This is a genomic window from Faecalibacterium sp. PGM34 (genome assembly GCF_054456555.1).
In genome coordinates this window covers 2,829,516-2,850,483 of the sequence record NZ_CM136898.1, presented here as the reverse complement: position 1 = coordinate 2,850,483, position 20,968 = coordinate 2,829,516, and the positions used below count along the sequence as shown (strand labels likewise).

Genomic DNA, 20,968 nt, shown 5'->3' with positions numbered 1-20,968 from the left:
AAAACGCAAAATGACGCACAGCTGTAGCTTTTTGCGCGGCGCCGGTGCGGCGGACAGAAAAAATGGCTGTTCGTACAATTATGTGGAGCGCAAGTAGATTGAATTTTGTATAAAATGACGGAATGAGATCTCCTTTATAGTGGGGATATTAAGTGGCTTTTTAATAAATAACGATGGTGCGACGAGATGCGAAAATTGCTATTAACCGAAAATTTTGAAAAAGAAGGCTTGACAAGCGTAATTAAATGTGTTATTATTTCAATAGTTAATAATGGAAAATTGTATATTGACGAAGTATACCCTTTTGTGGTAGAATCCAGTTGTCTTCAGGACAAGTGGATTCATTGGTGTACAAACTTGGGCCTGTAAGACAAAAAGTCTTGCAGGTCTTTTTTTGTTTCCTTTGACATCAATGCAATCGTTCCTCAGCAGAGCCGATCATCTGCGGAGGACGAAAGAGAACGGAGAGAATGCTATGATTCAGGTGTTATCCAAAAAGAAGAAGGATTTTCTGGCGTGCTGCACTTATGTGACCGAAGTGGAGTTTGAAGTTGCAGAAGATGGTCAGCCTACCCGCTGGCTGTGTTACAGCGATGCGGACTTTGCCGGCTTCATCGTGACGGACCGCAGTGCGATGATGGACGAGTCGAAACCGACGGAGTATTACCAGCAGATGCAGGTCCTGGAGGAGTACGAGGATCTGGAGACGGCAAAAGGGTCGAAGTACTATGACCTGTTTGCCCAGATGCAGGAAATTGCAGAGGAAAGCTGAGACCAGTCCATAGAAGAACGTTTTATCGGACAGATAAAAGCGTAGAATCATGTCAGAAAATCAATCGAAAACTGTGGGAAGCGAAAAGGGGTACTGCAAATGAGCATCTTCATTGATCTGGAAATGAACACCACGGATACGCGGCTGGTACGCAGAAAGAAACTCAAGAACGAGGTGATCGAGATCGGCGCAGTGCGGATGGACGATGCGTTTTACCCGCTGGACCGCTTCCGCATTTTCGTGCGGCCCCAGTACAACGGTGTGATCGAGCGCAAGATCTACAAACTCACCGGCATCAGCAACGGTGCCGTGAGTGATGCAGTCTCTCTGCCCGAAGCACTGGATGCGCTGGAAGCATGGTGCGGTTCGGACGGCTGCGAGATCTACGCATGGAGCACCAGCGACCTGTGCCAGCTGCGCAAGGAATGCGGCTTTAAGGGCATCGACAGCGTTTTTCTGGACGAGATGGTGCAGTGGCACGATTTTCAGGAGGACTTCCGGCAGATGCTGGGAGAGAAAAACATCCTCTCCCTCAGCAACGCCATGCACCGGGTAGGGCTGGAGCCAGAGGGCAGCCTGCACGATGCTTCCTGGGATGCCTACAACAGTGCCCGTCTGATGGAGACTGCTTACTCCGAGGATTTTGCAGTCGATCTTGCCAATGCGCAGGATGCCTGCTATCAGGAAGCCCCGAAGATTCAGGGAGGACTTCCGTTGGATATGATGATGAAACTGGCCGCTCTGCTCCAGCCGGAGCCGTGTGCGGCGGTCTGAGAAAGGAATCCGTAAGATGAAAATGAAACACCTGTGGGAAAAGAAGTTCAGAAAAATCAGAATCATGTATAAGGAGGACAGCTGGCAATATCGTGATGGCCGGGTGGGTGAAATTTTTGAGTGCGACACCCACATTGCAGATGCTGTCTACCTATTCAATATCAAAGGATACCCGACTGGAAACAGCTGTGAGGGGCATCCATATCAATACATTCTACAGAATGAGGACGGCTGTGAAGCAACTCGGAAAAAGTATGCTCGAACCGTATTTTTTGATAGCGGCTATCTTCAGTTCGGAGCTGAGAATAAAAAGCTGATTCTCCAGAAGCTGCGGGAGAAAAGCGGCTACTTTACCGAGAACACCCATTCGGATTGGGCGTGTGTCAAGGCAAGCATTGACTGGACTGCCTGCCGCAGCGCAGAGACTGATGGAAAAAAATATAGCATTATGGACATAGAAATGATTTCCAAAATGTTCCGTACTGTCTATGAGGAAATGTGGCGCACACTGCTTGAAGTGGCACAGGAGCTACCCGATAAGGGGTCTTACTACAAGAGCGTGGAACTCTTGCCTGAAGGAGATGATACCAAGGTGGGCGACATCTATAAAACCGCCGATGGTTTTGAAATCGTAAGCTACGGGGATATGTGGTGCAACGCAGGAGCCGATGAAGCCGCTGACGATGAGAACAGCGAGGAAGTTTAAGTAGGAGGAATTGTTATGAACGCACAGAAGTATTTTGAGCAGCACGCCGAAGAACTCATTGCCCGTTATACCGGCAAGAACGTTGCACTGTTTTTCCGGGGCTTTGTCCCTGCCAATGTCCGCTGGCTGGCGCAGCGCGAGGATGCCATCCTGCCCGCCGACAAGGTGCTGAATGCGGACGGCACCGTGAGCATTGCGAAGATCGATGCGGCAAAGCGCAAGCTGGTGCAGAGCCTCATGATGCAGGATGGTGTGACGGTCGGCATCTATGAGGAGATGCTGGCGATCCTCCAGACCGTGCAGGAACCGGAATCCATGTTTGATGCGGAGTTCATCGTCATCGACAACAACGCTTTCCCAGCGTATGTGCCCAGCTGCATCCCGGCGGCCGACGCAGATGCACTGGCCGAGGCTTACGAAAGCGAAAAGAACGGTCTTGCGCCGGAGGCAGAGGTTCTCAGCCGTTACTATGCCGGCGTCCGCATTCTGGATGAGCATTACTATCTGGCACTGTTCAACAAGCACAAGAGCGAAAACATCCGCTGCCTGCCCTTCTATCAGAAGCAGCAGATCGCTTTCACGGATGCGGAGGCAACGGTTGCCCATGATGTTTCCCCGATGGTGCTGGCCGATGACATCCTGAGCGGTCGGCTGGAAGGCAGCGTGGTCGTGTCGGTGGAGCGGGTACAGAATGCGGCAAACAATACTTACGATGTGCTCTCCTTCCTTGCTTCTCAGTGTGGTACGACATTTGCCCTGAACTGTGCAGAGAAGCAGGAGAAAATCGAGCCGGAAACCATCAACCGCTACCGTGCCATCCTCAAGCAGTATTGGGGCGTGAATGCAGATTTCCGGATGCTGGACTTCTACAAAGACCCTGCCGCTGGGACGGAGACAAAGCAGATCAGTCAGGGCGAGATCATCAGCACCATCGTTAGGCAGTGCGAGCTTGCCATGGGAGACTATCAGGACTACACCAATGTGTTCCTGACCGCTCCCACCGGCGCAGGCAAATCGGTGTTCTATCAGGTATCCGGTATCTATCTGGCGCAGGTACACAAGGCTGTCACTATCGTGGTCTCGCCGCTGATTGCTTTGATGCAGGATCAGGTCACCCAGCTGGAAGCCCGCGGCGTGCATTGCGCCACCTTCCTGAACTCCAATGTTTCCCACGAGGAGCGTGAGGAGCGCCTGAACGCCATCCATAACGGCGAAAAGTCCATCCTGTACCTTGCACCCGAAATGCTGCTGACCACTTCGCTGGAGACCCTGCTTGGGAATCGCCGCCTTGGTTTGTTCGTTGTGGACGAAGCCCATACCGTCACCAGCTGGGGCAAGGACTTCCGTGCGGATTACTGGTTCCTCGGCGATTATCTGGAGCGTCAGCGCCGCAATGGTCTACACTTCCCGGTCCTCTGCCTGACCGCTACTGCTGTGTATGGCGGGCAGGATGACGTGGTGCAGGATACCATCGACACCCTGAAGCTGAACAACCCAATCCTGTATCTGGGTCGTGTACGCCGTGACAACATCAAATTTGATATTCATCCGCTGGAAAAGACCGTTGAAGGGAGCCGGGACGAATTTAAGGTCGATCATGTTGCAAAGCAGATCGAAAAGTTTGTGACCGAAGGCCGCAAAACGCTGGTCTACTGCCCATTTACCTCTACAGTGGAGGAAATCTACAATGCCGTGTCCCCGCTGGTGAAGAATAAAGTTCGCCGTTACTATGGCCGTCTGAACCGTGTGGAGAAGAACGCTGCACAGGAGGCTTTCCGCACCGGGCAGGCCGTTGCGATGATCAGCACCAAAGCCTTCGGCATGGGCGTGGATGTGCCGGATATTGCACAGGTTTACCACTATGCGCCGACAGGCAATCTGGCCGATTATGTGCAGGAGATCGGACGCTGCGCCCGCGATAAAAATATGACTGGTGTAGCGTCCGAAGAATATCTGTCGGGTGATCTTTCTCAGCTCAAGCGTCTGCATGGCATGGGCGAGCTGCGCCAGTATCAGCTGCGGGAGATCCTACACAAGCTCTACTGGATGTACAGCCAGAAAAAGCACCGCAATCTGCTGGTTTCCCCGGATGCGTTCGGCTATCTGTTTGATTCCGATGATGTGGAGAACCGCGTCAAGACCGGCCTGCTCCTGCTGGCAAAGGATCTGGAAAATGCTTACGGATTCCCGGTGCTGGTGGTACGCCCGAAAGCGATGTTCACGACCTGCTATGCCAACGTGCCGACGGAGATCGAGCAGGAGTTTCTGGAAAAGTACGGCGATTTCGTCAAGAACCTGTACGATGATACCATCACGGTGAGCCGCAGCTATACGCCGCGTGCATCAGATGTCATCACCCGCAACAGCGGCAGCATCTACGAGATCCGCATGGGCGATCTCTGGGAAAAGTATTTCTCCGATATGACCTTCGGGATGTTCAAGGTCAAATTCTTCAATGGGGAGCTGTTCGCACAGGACGGAACCAACCGTATCTCCGTCCGTGTCAAGACTACTATCCGCTATGCACAGGATTTTGAGACGACCCGTGCAAAGCTGCGTCAGTACATGGAGGCCGTCGCTCGTGTGTTTGACGGCTACCGCAAGGCCAGCCACATGTTCACGGTGGAAGAATTCTGCCGCGATGCACAGGAGGCACTGGGAGGCGAAGTTCTGGGCCGTGACTTTGCTAAAGCATTGCTGGAGCTGTTTGTGATGGACGTGAAAATCGACCCTACGAAACGGGATAGCGACCGGATGAAGTTCATTCAGGCACGTCAGCAGGGCAGCAATAAGATTGGCATGAGCTACCGTGTAATGAACGGCAACTATTTCTCCTGCGCCAACTGGATGGATGAGCGCCTGGTCAACTGCGCCCCGAACCGGGAAGAAAATGAGTACCTCGGTTATCTGCCTGCGACCATCGGCGGCAAGCAGAACCCGGTAATGCGTCTGCTGGCCGTGCTGGAGATTTTCGGTCTGGCTAGTTACGAAGTGCGCGGCGGACAGAATCTGGAAATCTTCGTCCGTGTCAATGACCCGCAGAAGATCCGCAGCCTGTCGGAGGACCGCCGCTACAAGAACCAGCAATTGGCCGAGATCCACCGCCGTCATGCGGATGCAGAAGAAATGATGACTGCTTTCCTGACCAGCGATCTGACCACCAAACAGCGCTGGGACCTGATCGAGGACTACTTCCTTGGGCATGACGAGGTTGTGGCACAGGTGCTGGGACTGAACGAAGAAAATTGAAGGAGGTCGTTTAAATGAAATTCAATAAAGGTCTGTTTGATTTTATCGGCTACATGAGCTTTTTCAATCCCGTTGGTACGGGAGCTGCTGGGGACTCAAAGGCAAATCGGGAAGTACTGTTTGACGATGTTCAGGAATGTTCTTCCGCTGAGGAATTTGCAGAAAAACACGCAGATGAGTTTGATAGCGTGGAAGATGCAGAAGAGTTTTGGGAGGATAACTGAGAACTTCGCTGCTCCACGAACTTCGGAACATCTGAAACGATTTGCTGAGTTTTGCGAGATTTGTTTTGTGCAGAATGTCTATCAATTGAGGATAATTTAGCTACTTTATGAATTGACAAAGCTTCGTATAAACGATAGACTTAAATATAATTGTACATTATATAAGTGATGGTGTTTTATGAGCAGCAAAAAGAGACAGGATCAGTATACTGCCGGATTGGTATCAAAGCCCTTCTGGTTCTATGAGTATAAAGCCTATGTTAATGAACTTTTGAACGGTTCATCGGCAGACGAAATCAGGAGCAGTGCTTTTGAGAAGCACCTGTTTTCCGCAGCCAAGGAGTACCGTGTAAAGGAAATTCTTAATTGTGTTTCGCGTCGGGTGACACAGTTTGATCAGGATTGGCAGGAACTTTTCGGACAGCAATCTGTTATGGTGCAGAGAATGATGGTTCTGCTGTCTATTATGGCAGACGACAAACTTTTCTTCACCTTCATGTACAGAGTATACCGTGATAAGCTGATTGTTGGAGCTGAATCTTTGGAGTCGAGCGATGTGCTTGCGTTCTTTCGCTTGATGCAGAACGAGTCTGAGGAAATTGCTCAGTGGAAAGACACGACCATTCGCAAGCTGACACAGACCTACCGTAAATTGCTGAACGATGCAGGACTTCTTGCTGGCGACAAGATGGTGCCGCCTCTGCCCAGCTCTGCATTAAAGCAGTACCTGAAGGCACATGACATGAACGCCTATCTGATGGCAATCGCAGGAGCAGATGAATGAACACAGATCAAAAACTGAGCAAACTCGATGAATTTTTGCATGACATTTCCAGAGAGCCAAACGCAGGACTTGGCGGTGAAGCGGGGTACTATGTGTTCAGCTATGACCCAAAGGATGAGATGCGTGTCCGGCAGTGGACAAAGGATGAAATCAAACTTTTGCAGCAGGCACATCGCCCGGTCGTAGAATTTGATCTTTATAAAATCATGGCGGAACTGCTGATTGAAAAGCATCCCCTGCAAAAATACGAAGACCTAGAGATGCGGACCGGCAGCATGACACGCGTGGTGAATGCGGCGAACAGTGTTTTGCAGATCGGACGACCGATGGACCTTATGCTGGACTACATTGTGAAGCGCATCCCACAGGACAATGCTGTTATCCTGTTGACCGGTGTCGGAAAATGCTACCCACTTTTGCGTTCCCATAAAATTCTGAATGACTTGCATGACCGGCTTGCACAGGGAATCGTTCTGATGATGTTTCCGGGACGATACGAAGATGGCTACCTGTATTTGTTCGGCGATGTGAAGGATGGCAATAATTACCGTGCGAAGCCTATCTGATATGGATGTGTAGGAGGAACTGACATGAATATTGGTCAGATGTTTGCAAAATCGATCAACCGCGAAATCAAACCGGTGGTCAAGCCCGGTCAGGTTGATGATGCAACTGTTAAGTTGGAACTTCAGGAATATGTTGTGACACAGGAGCTTCAGAAACATTTTGCCGCATTCTTTTCAAATTACCACCGAGGCATTGGCGCAGATACTGATCGTATCGGTGTCTGGATTTCCGGCTTCTTTGGAAGTGGTAAATCTCACTTCCTGAAGATGCTGTCTTACCTGATCAGCGACAAAGAAGTTGCAGGCAAGCCTGCATTGGAATATTTTATCGAGGACGATAAGATTACGGACCCGAAGGTTCTGGCAGACATCCGCGCAGCAGAAAGTGTCAGCACGGACGTGATCCTGTTCGATATTGCCTCCAAGAGCCGCACCAGTAGTGCCGCTGCACGCGATGTGATCACCATGGTCTTTCTGCGGGCATTCAACGAAAAGCTGGGTTATTCCTACCAGTATCCCCGCATGGCAGATCTGGAGAGGAAGTTGGATTCTGAGGGAAAGCTGCAAAATTTCCGTGGCCGTGTCGAAGAACTGGAAGGCAGCAGCTGGGATGATGCTGTGGCTGGCATCGACCTTGCACAGGATTCGTTTGTGCAGGCACTGGTTGAGCAGGGCGTGATGAGTGAGGAGTCTGCCCGCAGCTGGTGTGACCGTGTGGGCGAAGAATACAGCATCAGCACAGAAGATTTTGCCAAGCTCGTCCGTAAACATATTGAAAGTAAGGGCAACGATCATCATGTGGTTTTCTGCGTGGATGAGGTTGGTCAGTATATCGGCGATGACTCCAATATGATGCTGGATCTTCAGACGCTGGAGCATGATCTGGCAGTTCAGTGCCATGGCAAAGCGTGGATTCTGGTCACCGCACAGGAAGCCATTGATAAAATTCAGGTCGTCAATAACGTAGACTTCTCCAAGATTCAGGGCCGCTTTGATACCCGGTTGTCTCTGTCGTCCAGCGATGTGGCGGAAGTTGTCAAGAAGCGTATCCTGAAAAAGAATGCAGAAGCGCAGGCTGAACTGGAAACGTTTTATCCCAGAAAGTCAGATGCCCTTGATACGTTGCTCAAGTTCTCTGGCGATATGCCTGAAATGAAACTGTACGAGAATGCGGCCGATTTTGCAGAGGTGTACCCCTTTGTTCCCTATCAGTTCAATCTGCTGGGTAAGGTGCTGGATGCTGTCCGTCTGTTCAGCAGTCCCGGCAAAAACAGCTCCTATGGCGAACGCTCCATGCTGAGTATGTATCTCAGCACCGCCAAGAGCCTTCAGGATCAGGAAGAAGGCATCCTCGTTCCGTTCAACGCATTCTATCAGGGCTTGTCTGCATTGGTGAACCACGAAACTGCCATTGCTATTACCAACGCACAGCGTAACAATTCGCTGAACCCAGACCATGCAGAAACCTGCTTTGAGGTCGAGGTGCTCAAGGTCCTGTTCATGATCAAGAATGTGCGGGAGTTTGATAAGCCTACGGTACAAAACATTGCTACCCTGATGGCATCCCGGATGAACGAGGACCGCTATCAGCTGGAAAACCGGTTGGAAACGGCTCTGAAAAAGCTGGTTCAGGAGCAGTTGGTACAGAATCTAGGTGACAACTATGTCTTCCTGACCAATGAGGAACAGGAGGTCAACAGAGAAATTGCGAGCCGTCGGCCGGAAGATTCCGAAATGAACCGCGAGCTTGCAACGCTGATCTTTGATGAAAACTACCGCGCGGACAAGTACCGTTATCCGTATCTGAATGGCCGCTATTCCTTCGGTTTCAATCGGAAAATTGATGGCTATGATGCCCTTTCTCGCCCGGACAACAGCATTACAGTCAAAATCATCACCTCCCGTGGCGATGATGCAGATGAAGCCCGCCTGAAGATGCTGTCCTCCGGCGAAAGCGGCGACCACACCATTTTTGTGCAGCTGCATGACGATACCCGCCTGAACAACGAGCTGCGCATGATGCTGCAAATTCAGAACTATCTGCGCAGCGGCACCGCAGGTCGCATCACGAAGTATCGTGCTATCTGCGAGGCAAAGCAGGAAGAAGTGGAAGAACGCCGCCAGAATGTCAAGGTGTTCCTGAAGCAGGCACTGTCGGAAGCGGATATTTATGTGTACGGCTCCAAGCTGTCCGGTGGCTCCCGCGACTTTGAGACACGCTTGAATGATGCCCTGAAGCAGCAGGTGGAACGCCTGTTCAACCACCTGACGGACATTGACAAATCGGTTTCGGAGCAGGATATCGGCAAACTGTTTGCAGATGCCGGGCAGATGCGGCTTGGCGGTGACGGTACCGGAAACAGCCGCGCCTTGGACGATGTCCGTACCCGTATTGAGCGCAATTCTCTATCGAGAACGGTGACGACCTCGCTGAAAACGCTGCTGGGCATCTTTACAAAGGAACCGTATGGTTTCCTGCCGGTGGATGTGGAGTGGCTGGTTGCACGCTTGTTTGCAGATGGCATCCTGACGCTGACCATGAACCATGAGCAGCTCAGCCTTTCCAGCCGGAACGCGCAGGAGTTCCAGCGTCTGTTCACCAGAGTGGAGTCGCAGGAGCGTTTGCTATGCGACATTCGCAAGCACGCCACTGATAAGCAGAAGCGTCTTGTCCGTGATATGATGCGCGACCTGTTTGAAAAGGGCGTTTCCTCGGACGATGACGAACAGCTGATGGCGGATTTGAAAAAAGAGTGTACTGATCTGAGGGAAGAGCTGCGCAGACAGCAGGCTACCTACCGGGAGGAACCGTATCTCCCCGGTAAAAGAACTGTGAATGTGGGCATTGCCCTGATGACCTCGCTGATCGACCCCACCACGACGGAATCCTTCTACACAGCACTGGAAAATGCACAGGAGGATTATCAGGACTTCAAGGAAACCTACGAATCCCTGCGGGACTTCTTCAATGCCGGGCAGATCAAGGTGTTCCGTGAGGCACACGATGCTGTGGAACTCTACATGCGCAATCAAAGCCGCATTGATGACGGTGAAGTAAAGAACGCTGCGGAAGGAATGCGTAAGATTCTGAGCATGGCAGAGCCGTATGACAAGATTCGGAATCTGGCGGTTTTGCATACGACATTTCAGGAAAAATACCGTGAGCTGTTGGATCGTAAATCCGAGCCGGTAAAAGACTATGTGGCGGACTGCTATGGACGTGTTCTTCAGCATCTGAATACGCTTCGCTGCAAGGAGCACTACTGGTCCTCTGTAATCGCAGAGCGGGACGATGCGCTGGAAAAGATTTGCAGCACCAATAATCTGGGCGATCTCGAATTGGCAAAACTGGATGCGAATCGGACAAAAATCAACTGGATCAACACTATCGACCAGTACGAGGCTGCACACCAGCCTGTGGTGCAGACCCCGGCGGCAAAGGTATCGGGCGGTGTTCCTGCAAAGGCTGCGCCTGCTGCCCCGGTGCGCCGCCGTGTGACCGTGAGCATTCAGGATGTGACGGATGGTTCGTGGCAGATCGACAACGCAACGGAACTGGACGCATACATTGAAAAACTGCGCCATGCCTTGAAGCAGAAGCTGGATCATGGCGATACCCTGAACGTGGATATCTGGTAAGACGAACAACGAAAAGAGGAACACTATGGAAAAGGCACCCATCAAAAAATTTGCGGTGGAAGCACGCCGCAAGTTGATCGCGGATGTGACGTTCCAGCTGGAGCGCTACGGCATCACTGAAAAAGGCATTGTGGAGCCGCAGACCAGCACGGAGAAAGAACTGGTTTTTGACCTTGGCAACGGCAACACCCAGACTATCAAGGGCGAGCACTATGTAAACCAGTATAAGAACCTTGTTGCGCATGTGCGCGGTTTTTACACCGAGGACAACCCCAAGCAGAAGCTGGAGCAGTTTATTGAGGAGATCGCCTTTACATGGTTCAACCGCCTGATTGCCATCCACTTTATGGAGGTCAACCGCTATATCCCGGTGCGGGTACTTTCCAGCGAGATTGCAGGCCAGAAGCTGCCCGATCTGGTCAAGTCGCCCTTTTCTGGTGATCTGGAGTTTACCGATGCTGAAAAGCAGTACATCTTCGACCTGCAGGATGCCAACAAGGAAGATGATCTGTTCCGTTTTGTGTTCTTCAAGCAGTGCAACGATCTGAGCCGCATTCTGCCCCGGCTGTTTGAAAATCTGGAGGGCCACGGCAGCTATTCGGAGCTGCTGGTGGTGCTCAGCTTCAGCGACCCCAACGGTGTGGTTTACCGCCTGGTCAACGAGGTGGATGAGCGCTGGTTCGATATCCATGCCACCGATGAAGAAGGCAAGCCCATGGGTCAGGTGCAGATCATCGGCTGGATGTACCAGTATTACAACACCGAGCCCAAGGACAAAGTGTTTGCCAACCTGAAAAAGAACATCAAGATCAGCAAGCAGAACATCCCGGCGGCGACCCAGCTGTTTACCCCGGACTGGATCGTGCGCTACATGGTAGAGAACAGTCTTGGCCGCCTGTGGTACGAGGGCCATCCCGGCTTTGATAAGTCCGGGTGGAAGTATTATCTGGACGAAGCCCCGCAGGAGCCGCAGGTGGAGCAGCAGCTGAAGGACATCCGCGCCCAGTATGCCAAGATGGAGCCGGAGCAGCTGAAGGTGATTGACCCCTGCATGGGCAGCGGTCATATCCTGTGCTACCTGTTTGATGTGCTGATGCAGATCTATCTGGACAACGGCTACTCCAAGCGGGAGGCTGTGCGCTCCATTCTGGAAAACAACCTCTTTGGTCTGGACATCGACAAGCGTGCGGCACAGATCGCTTACTTCTCCGTGATGATGAAGGCACGGGAGTATGACAGCAATTTCTTCAGCCGCAGCAATATCCCCCAGCCCAGAGTGTACGACATTCAGGAGTCCAACTGGCTGGGCGGTGCCTATAAGCACGAAATGGGCAATTTCCTCAATTCGCAGCAGTACCGGGATACCCTCAACTATCTGCTGGATGCCTTTGTGGATGCCAAGGAGTACGGCTCCATCCTTCAGATCAAGCCACTGGACTATGAGGGCTTGAAAGAAGCATGGGAGACCAGCGCAGCCGCTACGGCGGGCGACATCAACATGGTCATGTGGTATGATGCCGCAAAGGATGCCGTTGCACAGCTCATTGAGCAGGCTGTTATGCTGTCCCAGAAGTATGATGCCGTGGTGACGAATCCGCCGTATATGGGTGGTTCGGGTATGAATGCCCGACTGGTGGAGTTTATAAAAAAGAACTACCCTGATAGCAAAAGTGACCTGTTTTCTGTGATGATGGAGCGCAGCGACGCACTTGCTAGGGGGGATGGCTTCACATCACTAATTACAATGGAAAGCTGGATGTTCCTTTCCAGCTTTGAAAAACTGCGAGATAAAATCAATGATTTGAAAACCATCGTTAATATGGTTCATATGCCGTACCTTGGAAAGGGTGGCACTAGTCTTGGAATCAATTTTGGCACCGCTGCTGTTGTAATGAAAAAGGGACATATTGCAGATTATTCAGCGCAGTATGAGTATACGGTTTATTACGAATGCGATGATAATGGAGTGCCTTTGGTATTCCCGACAAAGAATGAACGCTGGAAAACGGCAAAGCAGGAGGATTTTGCAAAGATTCCGGGAAGCCCGGTGGCGTATTGGGTGCCAAAACAGTTTTTCAATGCTTATGATAAAGGAAAAAAGTTTGGCGATTTTTCGACAGTATCTGAAGGTGTAAAAACAGGAGATAATAACAGATTTTTGCGCCTTTGGTATGAAGTGAGAGCAATTGATTTTTCTTTTGCAAGAAATGAGAATGACAAAAAATGGTATCCACATCATAAGGGGGGGGAATTTAGAAAGTGGTACGGAAATAGAGATTGGGTTATTAATTGGAAAGATGATGGAAGCGAAATAAAGAGTGCAGCCAATTCCGGTTTACAGGGAAAAACAATGTATTTCCAAAAATTTGCAAGTTGGTCAAAAATAAGTACAAAGGGCAATCCTTTCAGAATCTACTCTCAGAATTTTCTGTTCGATTCTGGAGCCCCAGCAATACAGAACGCCAAAGTCGAGATAACAGCAGCATTTTTTAATTCAAAGGTTGGAGTTTACTTTTTGTCTGTAGTTAGTCCGACGATGAACTTGCAGGTCGGTGATGTAAAAAGCGTGCCACTACTTCCCGGTGAAAGTGAAAAAATTGAAAATATAGTTGCCAGCAATATGCAAGAATCTCAAATGGATTGGGATTCTTTTGAAATCTCTTGGGACTTTAAAAAGCACCCGCTGGTGTGAGGTAAGCTAATGGAGAGGGAAACATATAAATATGTCCTTGCCTTAAAGGTTGCAGAGCCGAAGTGGGCTGTGAGATTTATTGCGGGAACAGAACTTCTTGAAGATAATAATTGCCGCTATGTTGCGACTGAAAGTATTAGAAAAGCAATTAAAATCCATTCTGAGTTTGGTGCGACCGCTTGGTTCGGCGCAATCAATGGCTACATTGAAGAAGCTGTAAAAACGGGAAACAATGAGCAGGGCGATATGTACGAAGGCGTATTTGCCAGAGTGAAAAAGAACTCCATTCTCATATATCACTTTATGGAAATGTTTGGGGATGATTTTGAGTCCTTTGAAGATGAAAATGACAACAGTTATTGCTTTCTGCGGAGAAAATCAAGTCGGTATGTTTGTGCTTTCTGCATGTATGGCGTTGCCGAAACTGATTTGAAGAAATTGGGAAAACCTTATCTCAAGGATAATCAGTGGTACGGAAACTATGAGTGCAAAATCAGTGAAGAAATGTTCAAGAAGTTTTTACAGACGTATGAGAATGCTGCAGGATGTTACTTCAGTGTAGGGCATTTCTATGATGCCCTTATGGATGGAATAAAACAACCCATGGTGCGAGGCGTTGTGCAATATGACATTGATTTGACAAAAGAATTTTGTATGGTTCCGGATGAAAAGTACAGCGAGCTGTTCCATAAAAGAAAGGACTTGGCTTATCAAAAGGAACTTCGGTGTTTGCTTTTTAACAAAGACCAGCATAAACCGGGAATTCCGGTTACGTATAAAATGCTTACGGACAGAAATGCGAGCTTTGTCAAAAAGGATAGTGCGGGAAATAGGCTTATTTTCAAGTGCTTGCTTGAGCCGGTTAAAGAACGGACAGAGGAAAATGAAAAAAGAAAAGCGTAAATCTCTCTTGATTGGAAATGGAATCAATATCAATTTCGGTGGAAAAGCATATTCAAACCAATTTATTATCAAACGAATCATTTTTAACGCTAGGGCTGGTAAGTACGACCTGCTTTTCAACAGAAAAATAAGCGGAGAGCAAATTGAAGAGGTCTTTTTGAATTTGGCTGGGTTGGCAAATGCTATTTCAAGAGGAGAATGCGACTCTGTAGTGACGACTGAAGAAATTCCTCTTCTGGAGGACTTTAAGAGGAGATATAGTAAAAAGGTTGAACACTACTATGATGTTGGTCTGGAAGACTGGCTGTTTATTCTTCACATTTTCTTTTTGAAAAATGATGACCTGAAAAATATCTGGAGACCGGTAAAGTACAGCTTTGAACAGATGATGTTGGATGCTATATATAATGATGGTGACATTCAAAAGCTATACCTGTCCATGGGAAAACCTGTAAAAAGATGGCTTGAACAATACGATGAGATTTTCACGTTGAATTACGATAATAATGTTGAAAGCCTTATCAAAAACCCAGTATTCCATCTCCATGGTGATTATAGTACGCCTGCAAATAGCGAAAACCCGAATACAATTTTGGGATATCAAAGGACAGAAGCGCACCAGACGGTAGTAGTTCCGGGGTTTGAACATTGCTACTGTAATGCACTTTTTGACTATAGAGGCGAAAATAAGCTCCAAGTAGCGGATGGATTTGAAAGAGGAAAAGAAAGCGTCAAGAGACTGTCGGATAGTGGAGTGCCCGCAAGTGTATTCCCGACTCCGGCAGCAGGTTTGGTTCAGACACATCGTGAACACCCGGAACTTGAAATTGCACCAACATATCATTTTGACGAGTTCAGAAAACTTGATGGTGAGATACATATCATTGGTATGTCGCCTAACAATGATGGACATATTTTCAAACTGATCGACCAGAGCACTGTTGACAAAGTGGTGTTTTACTTTTATTCGGAATCGGAAAAGAAACAGAAACTTCCGCTCCATCAGAAAGTGGAATATAGGAGTGCACCGGATCTTTGGAAAGGCTTGAAAGCCGCTCCCAAGAAGTACAGTTGTCATTATATTATTCCAACTGCACCAAAGGCTGATGAAATTTTTAAATTTTTAGGTGAGATGTCGATGGACCCGATATCAAGAGCCGACATAATAAAAGAGGTTAATTCTATCCCTGAATTTCGTGCAAAAGAGTTATGTGCATTGGTAGAGCAAGAAATGCAGGAGCAAGATAAGAAAGGCAACCCCAAAGATGAAGATGAACAGCGCTGGCAATTTAGAGAAGTCAGTCGAATTGCATTGAGAAATGGCGTATTGCCCGTTGCGCTGTTCCTGCTTTATATCATGAATATCTCAGCAGATACTGCAAAATAAAACAAAGGAGAACCGCCATGCCATATTTAGATAGTGTTGAAGAACTTCTGGAAGCCAAGGAAGGCGAACACGTCCAGTTCAAAGAAGCCAAGAATCGGTTTGACTTTGGTGAGGCGGCAAGGTGCTGCTGCGCTCTGGCGAATGATGGCGGTGGCAAGCTGGTGTTTGGTATCTCCGATAAAAGACCTCGCAGTGTGGTGGGAAGCCGTGCCTTTGAACAGCCAGAGCGCACCCGTATGGGGTTGATCGATAAGCTGAAAATCAATGTGGATTTTCAGTTGTTCACCTATGAGGAAAAACGAGTTCTCGTTTTTGATGTGAAGAGCCGCCCTATTGGTCTGCCGATCCTCTATGAAGGCGTTGCGTGGATCTATGATGGCGATACCCTGAAAGAGATGCCGGAGGAAAAGCGCCGTAAGATCTATGAGGAGATCGGCACGGACTTTTCCGGCAAAATCTGCGATGGAGCAACCATCAAAGACTTGGATGAAACTGCCATTGAAGCCTTCCGTGCCAAGTGGATCGAAAAAAGCGGAAACAAGAAACTTGCGACTCGCTCAAAGGAACAGATTCTCATTGACTGTGGTGCAATGACCGATGCAGGGGTGACGTATGCCGCATTGATCCTGTTTGGAAAAAGCGAGGCACTCGTCAGATTTTTGCCACAGGCGGAGATCATCTTTGAATACCGTTCTTCCGAGGCCTCCGGCCCCGCAAACCAACGAGAAGAATTCAAGTCCGGCTTCTTTACCTGCTACGATCGTATTTGGGAGCTGGTCAACCTGCGGAATGATAAACAGCATTATCAAGAGGGCTTCTTTGTGTTCGACATCTCCACATTTAATGAGCGTGTCGTGCGAGAAGCCATCCTGAATGCAGTAAGCCATCGAAATTATCAGTTTGGCGGCAGCATCTTTGTGCGCCAGTACCGTGATAGACTGGTGGTTGAAAGCCCCGGTGGACTGCCTTTTGGCATCACGCTCGACAATATACTGGATCGCCAGCTGCCGCGCAATCGCCGGATTGCGGAGATTCTTTCTTTGTGCGGCATGGTGGAGCGCTCTGGACAGGGCATGAACCTGATGTTTGAGTTGAGTGTGCAGGAGGCAAAGCCACTGCCCGATTTCACAGGTACAGATGACTTTTTTGTCAGCGTTACGCTAAATGGGTTGATCCTTGACAAAGCAATGCTTTCGGTTATTCACAGAATCAGTGAAAAATTTACAGAGCCAATGTTGTCAACAGAAGATTTCTTGGCGATTGATGCACTGTACCATGAGCGTTCTCTCAATGAAAAAATGCTGTCCCGGCTGGGGCGTCTGACAGAAATGGGAATTGTTGAGCACATCGGTCGGAAAAAGTATGTTCTCGCAAGGAGCCTTTATGCCGCCACCGGTAAGACTGGCGTGCACACAAGGCATGTTGGCTTGGATCGTGATACGAACAAGGAACTGCTCCTGAAGCATATACGCGAAAATAATGCAGTTGGAACCCCTTTCAAAGAACTGCAGCAAGTTTTGCCGGGACTGGATCGTAATCAAATTCGTGTCCTGATGAGAGAATTACGAGCAGAAGGGAGAGTTTTCTCCGAAGGAACGACAAGTGCGACTAGATGGTATGCAAGCAAATGACTTGGTGAAATTCAAAATCTTTGAACCAACTTTGTACTAACTTTGTACCAACTTATGACCGGTTCAAAGGTGTTTACAACCGGACAGTCGGAGGAAGAAAAAAATGGGAAGACTGATTAGCGATAAATTTGCCGCATGGCAGGAAGAATGTGAGCAGCGATTCCAGCAGCTCAAAGCCAACGAAGAAGAACTGAACCGCATTTTTATTGATATTTACGGCTTGCAGGACGAGCTGACCCCGGAAGTGGAAGATAAAGACGTGACCGTACGCCGCGCCGACCTGACCCGTGAGATCAAGAGTCTGCTCTCCTATGCGGTGGGGTGCCTGTTTGGGCGGTACTCGCTGGATGCGGAAGGGTTGGTATACGCCGGCGGCGAATGGGATGCCAGCAAATATGTGACCCTCCAGCCGGTGAAGGACAATGTGCTGCCCCTGTGCGATGAGGAATACTTTGGCGAAAACGACCTTGTGAACCGTATCGTGGAGTTTGTCCGGGTGGTGTACGGTGCCGACACGCTGGAAGAAAACCTTGCGTTCATTGCAAAGGCACTGGGCAGCAAGGGCAACACCAGCCGCGAGATCATCCGCAACTACTTTTTGAAGGATTTTTTTGCGGATCACTGCAAGATCTACCAGAAGCGGCCCATCTACTGGATGTTCGACAGCGGCAAGAAAAACGGCTTCAAGGCACTGGTTTACCTCCACCGCTGGGATGCCGATACCACCGGCCGCGTCTATAACAACTACCTCAGCCCGCTGCTGCGCACCTACGCACAGCAGATCGTGCAGGAAAACAATGTGATCTCCAGCAGCAGTGATGCCCGTACGGTATCCCTTGCGCAGAAGCGGCTGGATAAACTGAAGCTGCAGCAGGAAGAGTGCGAGAAATATGAGAAAGACATTGCCCATCTGGCGGCACTGCGCATTGCGCTTGACCTTGACGATGGTGTGAAAGTTAACTATGTCAAGGCACAGACTGCGGCTGATGGCAAGAATTTGAACGTGCTTGCACCAATTAAATAACGTAGAATCGATACACCGGGGTGCGAAATCACCGCTCCGGTGTATTGGTGTTTATAACGATGTTGTAAAAGGAAAGATGAACACTCATGGCTAAAACGACACTGCGCCAGATCGAAGACCGTCTCCGGGGAATGTTTACTCCGGGCGAGCAGCGCAAACTGGTATTCTGGTACGATGAATCGGCCAGCTTTGAGAACGAAGTGAATCAGCTCAACCTCCCCGGTGTGACGGTATACCGCATGGAGCCCCGCACCCAGTTTGCCACCAAGTGGATGCTTGAGATCGACCACCCGGACGAGAGCTTTCTGATTTATGCGCCCTTTGCAAAGCCCCCGCTGGAAGAAAACCATCTTGCGGATATGCTGCGCTACTCGCAGGAATACTCCACCGACAAGGCAACCATGATCGCACAGGACTTTGATCTGGACGAAAGAACCCGGCTCTTTGTGCAGGAACATATCAACTTCTTTGCAGCGCAGGACCGCACGAAACGGTTCTACGATCTGGGTACGCCTGCCTATACAGAGGAAACCTTTGCGCTGGCCATGATGGCGGTGTTGTGCAAGTGCCCGCCCAAGCCGGAGGAACTGGTACGCCATGTTCTGCGCGGTGCGCTGGATGCCGGGAACGAGTCCTTGCAGCTTTTTGAAAAATTCGGGCTGGCAACGGATTTCTGGTTGATCTGCAAGCGGCTTTTTGGCTACAATCCGGCCGGGAAGAACCTGAAAGATTTGGTGACCTGCTTGTTTGCCACTTATGCTGCCCACGCAATGGACATGGATGCCCCGGATGAGTGGCTGGATCGCAGCCTGCCGCAGGAGGGCGAGGTACTGAACTTCCTTGACAGCATGATGAACTATCTGCCGGATCAGCCGTATTTTGAGCGGTTCTCGGCGACGGCTGCGCAGGAACTGAACGCCATGCAGGTTCTGGGACAGTTGCAGCACACGAACCCCGACTTATTGCTGGACTGCACGGTATTCGATGCGGCAGAGACACAGATCAGCAGCTGGATCATGAACCGCCTGATGGAAGAAAACACATCGGCAACCCTGAAGGGGTACAGCATCCGGCAGATCTGCGAGGAGCGCAGCAAGATCTACTTTGGCGCAAAGGATGCCCAGAAAGAGCTGTATTGCCTGCTGGCCAATGCCTGCACTGTTCTGGAGGCAGTGCATTTCGTCCCGGCAGACGGCGTTGATGCACTGGCGGCGCAGTATAGTGGCAGCGCATGGCAGGTGGATACGGCTTATCGGAAGTTCTACCTGAGCTATGGAAAAGTCATCCGTACACAGGAGATTGAAAAGCTGCAAGCTCTTGTGGAAAAAGTGTACACCAGTTGCTTCCTCGATCCGCTGGCTGTGCGCTGGTGCCAGAGTCTGTCCCATAATCTGACCACCTTCCAGACAGAGCGTCAGACCCATTTTTACAGCAAGAATGTCAGTGGCACACGGGAGCGCGTGGTGGTGTTTATTTCGGATGCCATGCGGTACGAAGTGGCTCAGCAGCTTTTTGAAAAGTTGGCGATGGATGCAAAATGCACGGCAAAGCTGACCCCGGCTGTCAGCACAGTGCCCTCCTATACCCAGCTCGGCATGGCGGCACTGCTGCCTCATGTCAGTCTGGAGCTTCAGCCCGACAGCACTGTGACCATCCTCGGAAAGAAAACGGTAGGTACCGCTGCACGGGAAAGCATCCTGCAAGCGGCAGAGAAAAACAGCGGCTGCATCCAGTTCGACCAGATGCAGAATATGCGCCGCGACGAGTTGCGCAGCTACTTCTCAGGCAAGACGCTGGTGTATGTTTACCACAACCAGATCGATGCCCGCGGCGATGAGGCCCGCACGGAAAACGAAGTGTTTTCTGCCTGCGAGGAGGCTGTGGAAGAACTGTACAAGGAAATCCGCCGCCTGACCGACAATGCGAACATCCGGCATTTTATCGTAACGGCAGACCATGGATTCCTGTATAAGCACGACCCGATCATGGAGAGCGACAAGGTCATCAATCTGCCACAGGCGGTGATCAAAAACAAGCGTTTTATAATTTCTGATGACACACAGCCGGTGGTCGGAGCTGTGGGCTACCGCTTGGGGGATGTGCTGGATACGGCTGATGACCGCACGGCATACACCCCGCTGGGCAGCTCTATTTTCAAGTGTGCTGGCGGCGGGCAGAACTATGTGCATGGTGGTGCCTCTGTGCAGGAGATGCTGGTGCCGGTGCTGGATGTCCGCACGCAGGCCGGGCACGTTGAGACCCAGAAAGCCACCGTTTCGCTTCTGCCAACCCCGGAAACGCTGATGGACGGAAAGATTACGTTGAAGTTCCTTCAGACAGAACTTGTGACGGATACGGTCCTTCCCGGCATCGTATGAGGTTTTTGTCGTCAATGCGATGGACAATCAGGTGTCCACCAAGCGGACAATCCGGGCAGACAAGACCGCAGGCTGCGTCGATGAGGAACGCCGCACAGAGGTTACGCTGACTTTGAAGAAGCTCCCGTATTCTCGTGAAAATGACTACTATTTCCTGCTGACGGACAAGGATACAGGTGCTGTCATGGAAAAGCGACCTGTAAAAATTGATATTGCTGGGGTCAAAAAGGAGGAATAAA

Annotated in this window: 15 protein-coding genes; all 15 read left to right on the top strand. The window is 50.0% G+C overall.

Features of this window, described 5'->3' with window-relative positions; translation table 11 throughout:
• The first annotated feature begins 475 nt into the window (after positions 1 to 475).
• Positions 476 to 772: a hypothetical protein gene (locus ACXPUX_RS13920; protein WP_097800063.1), complete on the top strand. Its 297-nt coding sequence runs from the start codon at positions 476 to 478 to the stop codon at positions 770 to 772.
• Between the two features lie 99 nt (positions 773 to 871).
• Positions 872 to 1,546, top strand: a complete 675-nt coding sequence (locus ACXPUX_RS13915) for an exonuclease domain-containing protein (protein ID WP_458828766.1) — start codon at positions 872 to 874, stop codon at positions 1,544 to 1,546.
• 16 nt (positions 1,547 to 1,562) lie between these two features.
• Entirely contained in the window at positions 1,563 to 2,252 is a 690-nt protein-coding gene (locus ACXPUX_RS13910; protein ID WP_055192182.1) for a hypothetical protein, read from the top strand.
• 15 nt (positions 2,253 to 2,267) lie between these two features.
• On the top strand, positions 2,268 to 5,501 hold the full coding sequence (locus tag ACXPUX_RS13905; protein WP_458828765.1) for a helicase-related protein: 3,234 nt from the start codon (positions 2,268 to 2,270) through the stop codon (positions 5,499 to 5,501).
• A 14-nt stretch (positions 5,502 to 5,515) separates the two neighbouring features.
• A complete protein-coding gene (locus ACXPUX_RS13900; protein WP_055192178.1) occupies positions 5,516 to 5,725 on the top strand; it encodes a hypothetical protein in 210 nt (69 codons plus the stop codon).
• 178 nt (positions 5,726 to 5,903) lie between these two features.
• The gene (locus tag ACXPUX_RS13895) at positions 5,904 to 6,509 is read left to right on the top strand and encodes a DUF1819 family protein (protein ID WP_055192176.1); all 606 of its coding nucleotides are present in this window, start codon (positions 5,904 to 5,906) and stop codon (positions 6,507 to 6,509) included.
• Positions 6,506 to 7,075: a DUF1788 domain-containing protein gene (locus ACXPUX_RS13890; protein WP_227612041.1), complete on the top strand. Its 570-nt coding sequence runs from the start codon at positions 6,506 to 6,508 to the stop codon at positions 7,073 to 7,075. Before ACXPUX_RS13895 ends, ACXPUX_RS13890 begins: the two co-directional genes overlap by 4 nt.
• Before the next feature lie 24 nt (positions 7,076 to 7,099).
• The gene (brxC, locus tag ACXPUX_RS13885) at positions 7,100 to 10,714 is read left to right on the top strand and encodes a BREX system P-loop protein BrxC (RefSeq protein WP_458828764.1); all 3,615 of its coding nucleotides are present in this window, start codon (positions 7,100 to 7,102) and stop codon (positions 10,712 to 10,714) included.
• 25 nt (positions 10,715 to 10,739) lie between these two features.
• Positions 10,740 to 13,406 carry a BREX-1 system adenine-specific DNA-methyltransferase PglX gene (pglX, locus tag ACXPUX_RS13880; RefSeq protein ID WP_458828763.1) on the top strand — a complete coding sequence of 889 codons (2,667 nt, stop codon included), beginning with the start codon at positions 10,740 to 10,742 and terminating at the stop codon, positions 13,404 to 13,406.
• Between the two features lie 9 nt (positions 13,407 to 13,415).
• Positions 13,416 to 14,309, top strand: coding sequence for a hypothetical protein (locus ACXPUX_RS13875; RefSeq protein ID WP_458828762.1), 894 nt, complete (start codon positions 13,416 to 13,418; stop codon positions 14,307 to 14,309).
• The gene (locus tag ACXPUX_RS13870) at positions 14,290 to 15,696 is read left to right on the top strand and encodes a hypothetical protein (RefSeq protein ID WP_458828761.1); all 1,407 of its coding nucleotides are present in this window, start codon (positions 14,290 to 14,292) and stop codon (positions 15,694 to 15,696) included. Before ACXPUX_RS13875 ends, ACXPUX_RS13870 begins: the two co-directional genes overlap by 20 nt.
• 17 nt (positions 15,697 to 15,713) lie before the next feature.
• Positions 15,714 to 17,327 carry an ATP-binding protein gene (locus tag ACXPUX_RS13865; RefSeq protein WP_458828760.1) on the top strand — a complete coding sequence of 538 codons (1,614 nt, stop codon included), beginning with the start codon at positions 15,714 to 15,716 and terminating at the stop codon, positions 17,325 to 17,327.
• Between the two features lie 103 nt (positions 17,328 to 17,430).
• The gene (locus tag ACXPUX_RS13860) at positions 17,431 to 18,351 is read left to right on the top strand and encodes a hypothetical protein (protein ID WP_458828759.1); all 921 of its coding nucleotides are present in this window, start codon (positions 17,431 to 17,433) and stop codon (positions 18,349 to 18,351) included.
• 86 nt (positions 18,352 to 18,437) lie between these two features.
• A complete protein-coding gene (pglZ, locus tag ACXPUX_RS13855) occupies positions 18,438 to 20,729 on the top strand; it encodes a BREX-1 system phosphatase PglZ type A (protein ID WP_458828758.1) in 2,292 nt (763 codons plus the stop codon).
• 19 nt (positions 20,730 to 20,748) lie between these two features.
• Positions 20,749 to 20,967, top strand: a complete 219-nt coding sequence (locus ACXPUX_RS13850; RefSeq protein WP_458828757.1) for a hypothetical protein — start codon at positions 20,749 to 20,751, stop codon at positions 20,965 to 20,967.
• Position 20,968 lies beyond the last annotated feature (1 nt).

Bases quoted from the DNA above. Each gene is read 5' to 3' on its own strand.
- ACXPUX_RS13870 (WP_458828761.1), top strand. From the start codon at position 14,290: ATGAAAAAAGAAAAGCGTAAATCTCTCTTGATTGGAAATGGAATCAAT.
- brxC (WP_458828764.1), top strand. From the start codon at position 7,100: ATGAATATTGGTCAGATGTTTGCAAAATCGATCAACCGCGAAATCAAA.
- ACXPUX_RS13860 (WP_458828759.1), top strand. From the start codon at position 17,431: ATGGGAAGACTGATTAGCGATAAATTTGCCGCATGGCAGGAAGAATGT.
- ACXPUX_RS13895 (WP_055192176.1), top strand. From the start codon at position 5,904: ATGAGCAGCAAAAAGAGACAGGATCAGTATACTGCCGGATTGGTATCA.
- ACXPUX_RS13910 (WP_055192182.1), top strand. From the start codon at position 1,563: ATGAAAATGAAACACCTGTGGGAAAAGAAGTTCAGAAAAATCAGAATC.
- ACXPUX_RS13900 (WP_055192178.1), top strand. From the start codon at position 5,516: ATGAAATTCAATAAAGGTCTGTTTGATTTTATCGGCTACATGAGCTTT.
- pglX (WP_458828763.1), top strand. From the start codon at position 10,740: ATGGAAAAGGCACCCATCAAAAAATTTGCGGTGGAAGCACGCCGCAAG.
- ACXPUX_RS13850 (WP_458828757.1), top strand. From the start codon at position 20,749: ATGGACAATCAGGTGTCCACCAAGCGGACAATCCGGGCAGACAAGACC.
- ACXPUX_RS13920 (WP_097800063.1), top strand. From the start codon at position 476: ATGATTCAGGTGTTATCCAAAAAGAAGAAGGATTTTCTGGCGTGCTGC.
- ACXPUX_RS13905 (WP_458828765.1), top strand. From the start codon at position 2,268: ATGAACGCACAGAAGTATTTTGAGCAGCACGCCGAAGAACTCATTGCC.
- ACXPUX_RS13875 (WP_458828762.1), top strand. From the start codon at position 13,416: ATGGAGAGGGAAACATATAAATATGTCCTTGCCTTAAAGGTTGCAGAG.
- pglZ (WP_458828758.1), top strand. From the start codon at position 18,438: ATGGCTAAAACGACACTGCGCCAGATCGAAGACCGTCTCCGGGGAATG.
- ACXPUX_RS13865 (WP_458828760.1), top strand. From the start codon at position 15,714: ATGCCATATTTAGATAGTGTTGAAGAACTTCTGGAAGCCAAGGAAGGC.
- ACXPUX_RS13890 (WP_227612041.1), top strand. From the start codon at position 6,506: ATGAACACAGATCAAAAACTGAGCAAACTCGATGAATTTTTGCATGAC.
- ACXPUX_RS13915 (WP_458828766.1), top strand. From the start codon at position 872: ATGAGCATCTTCATTGATCTGGAAATGAACACCACGGATACGCGGCTG.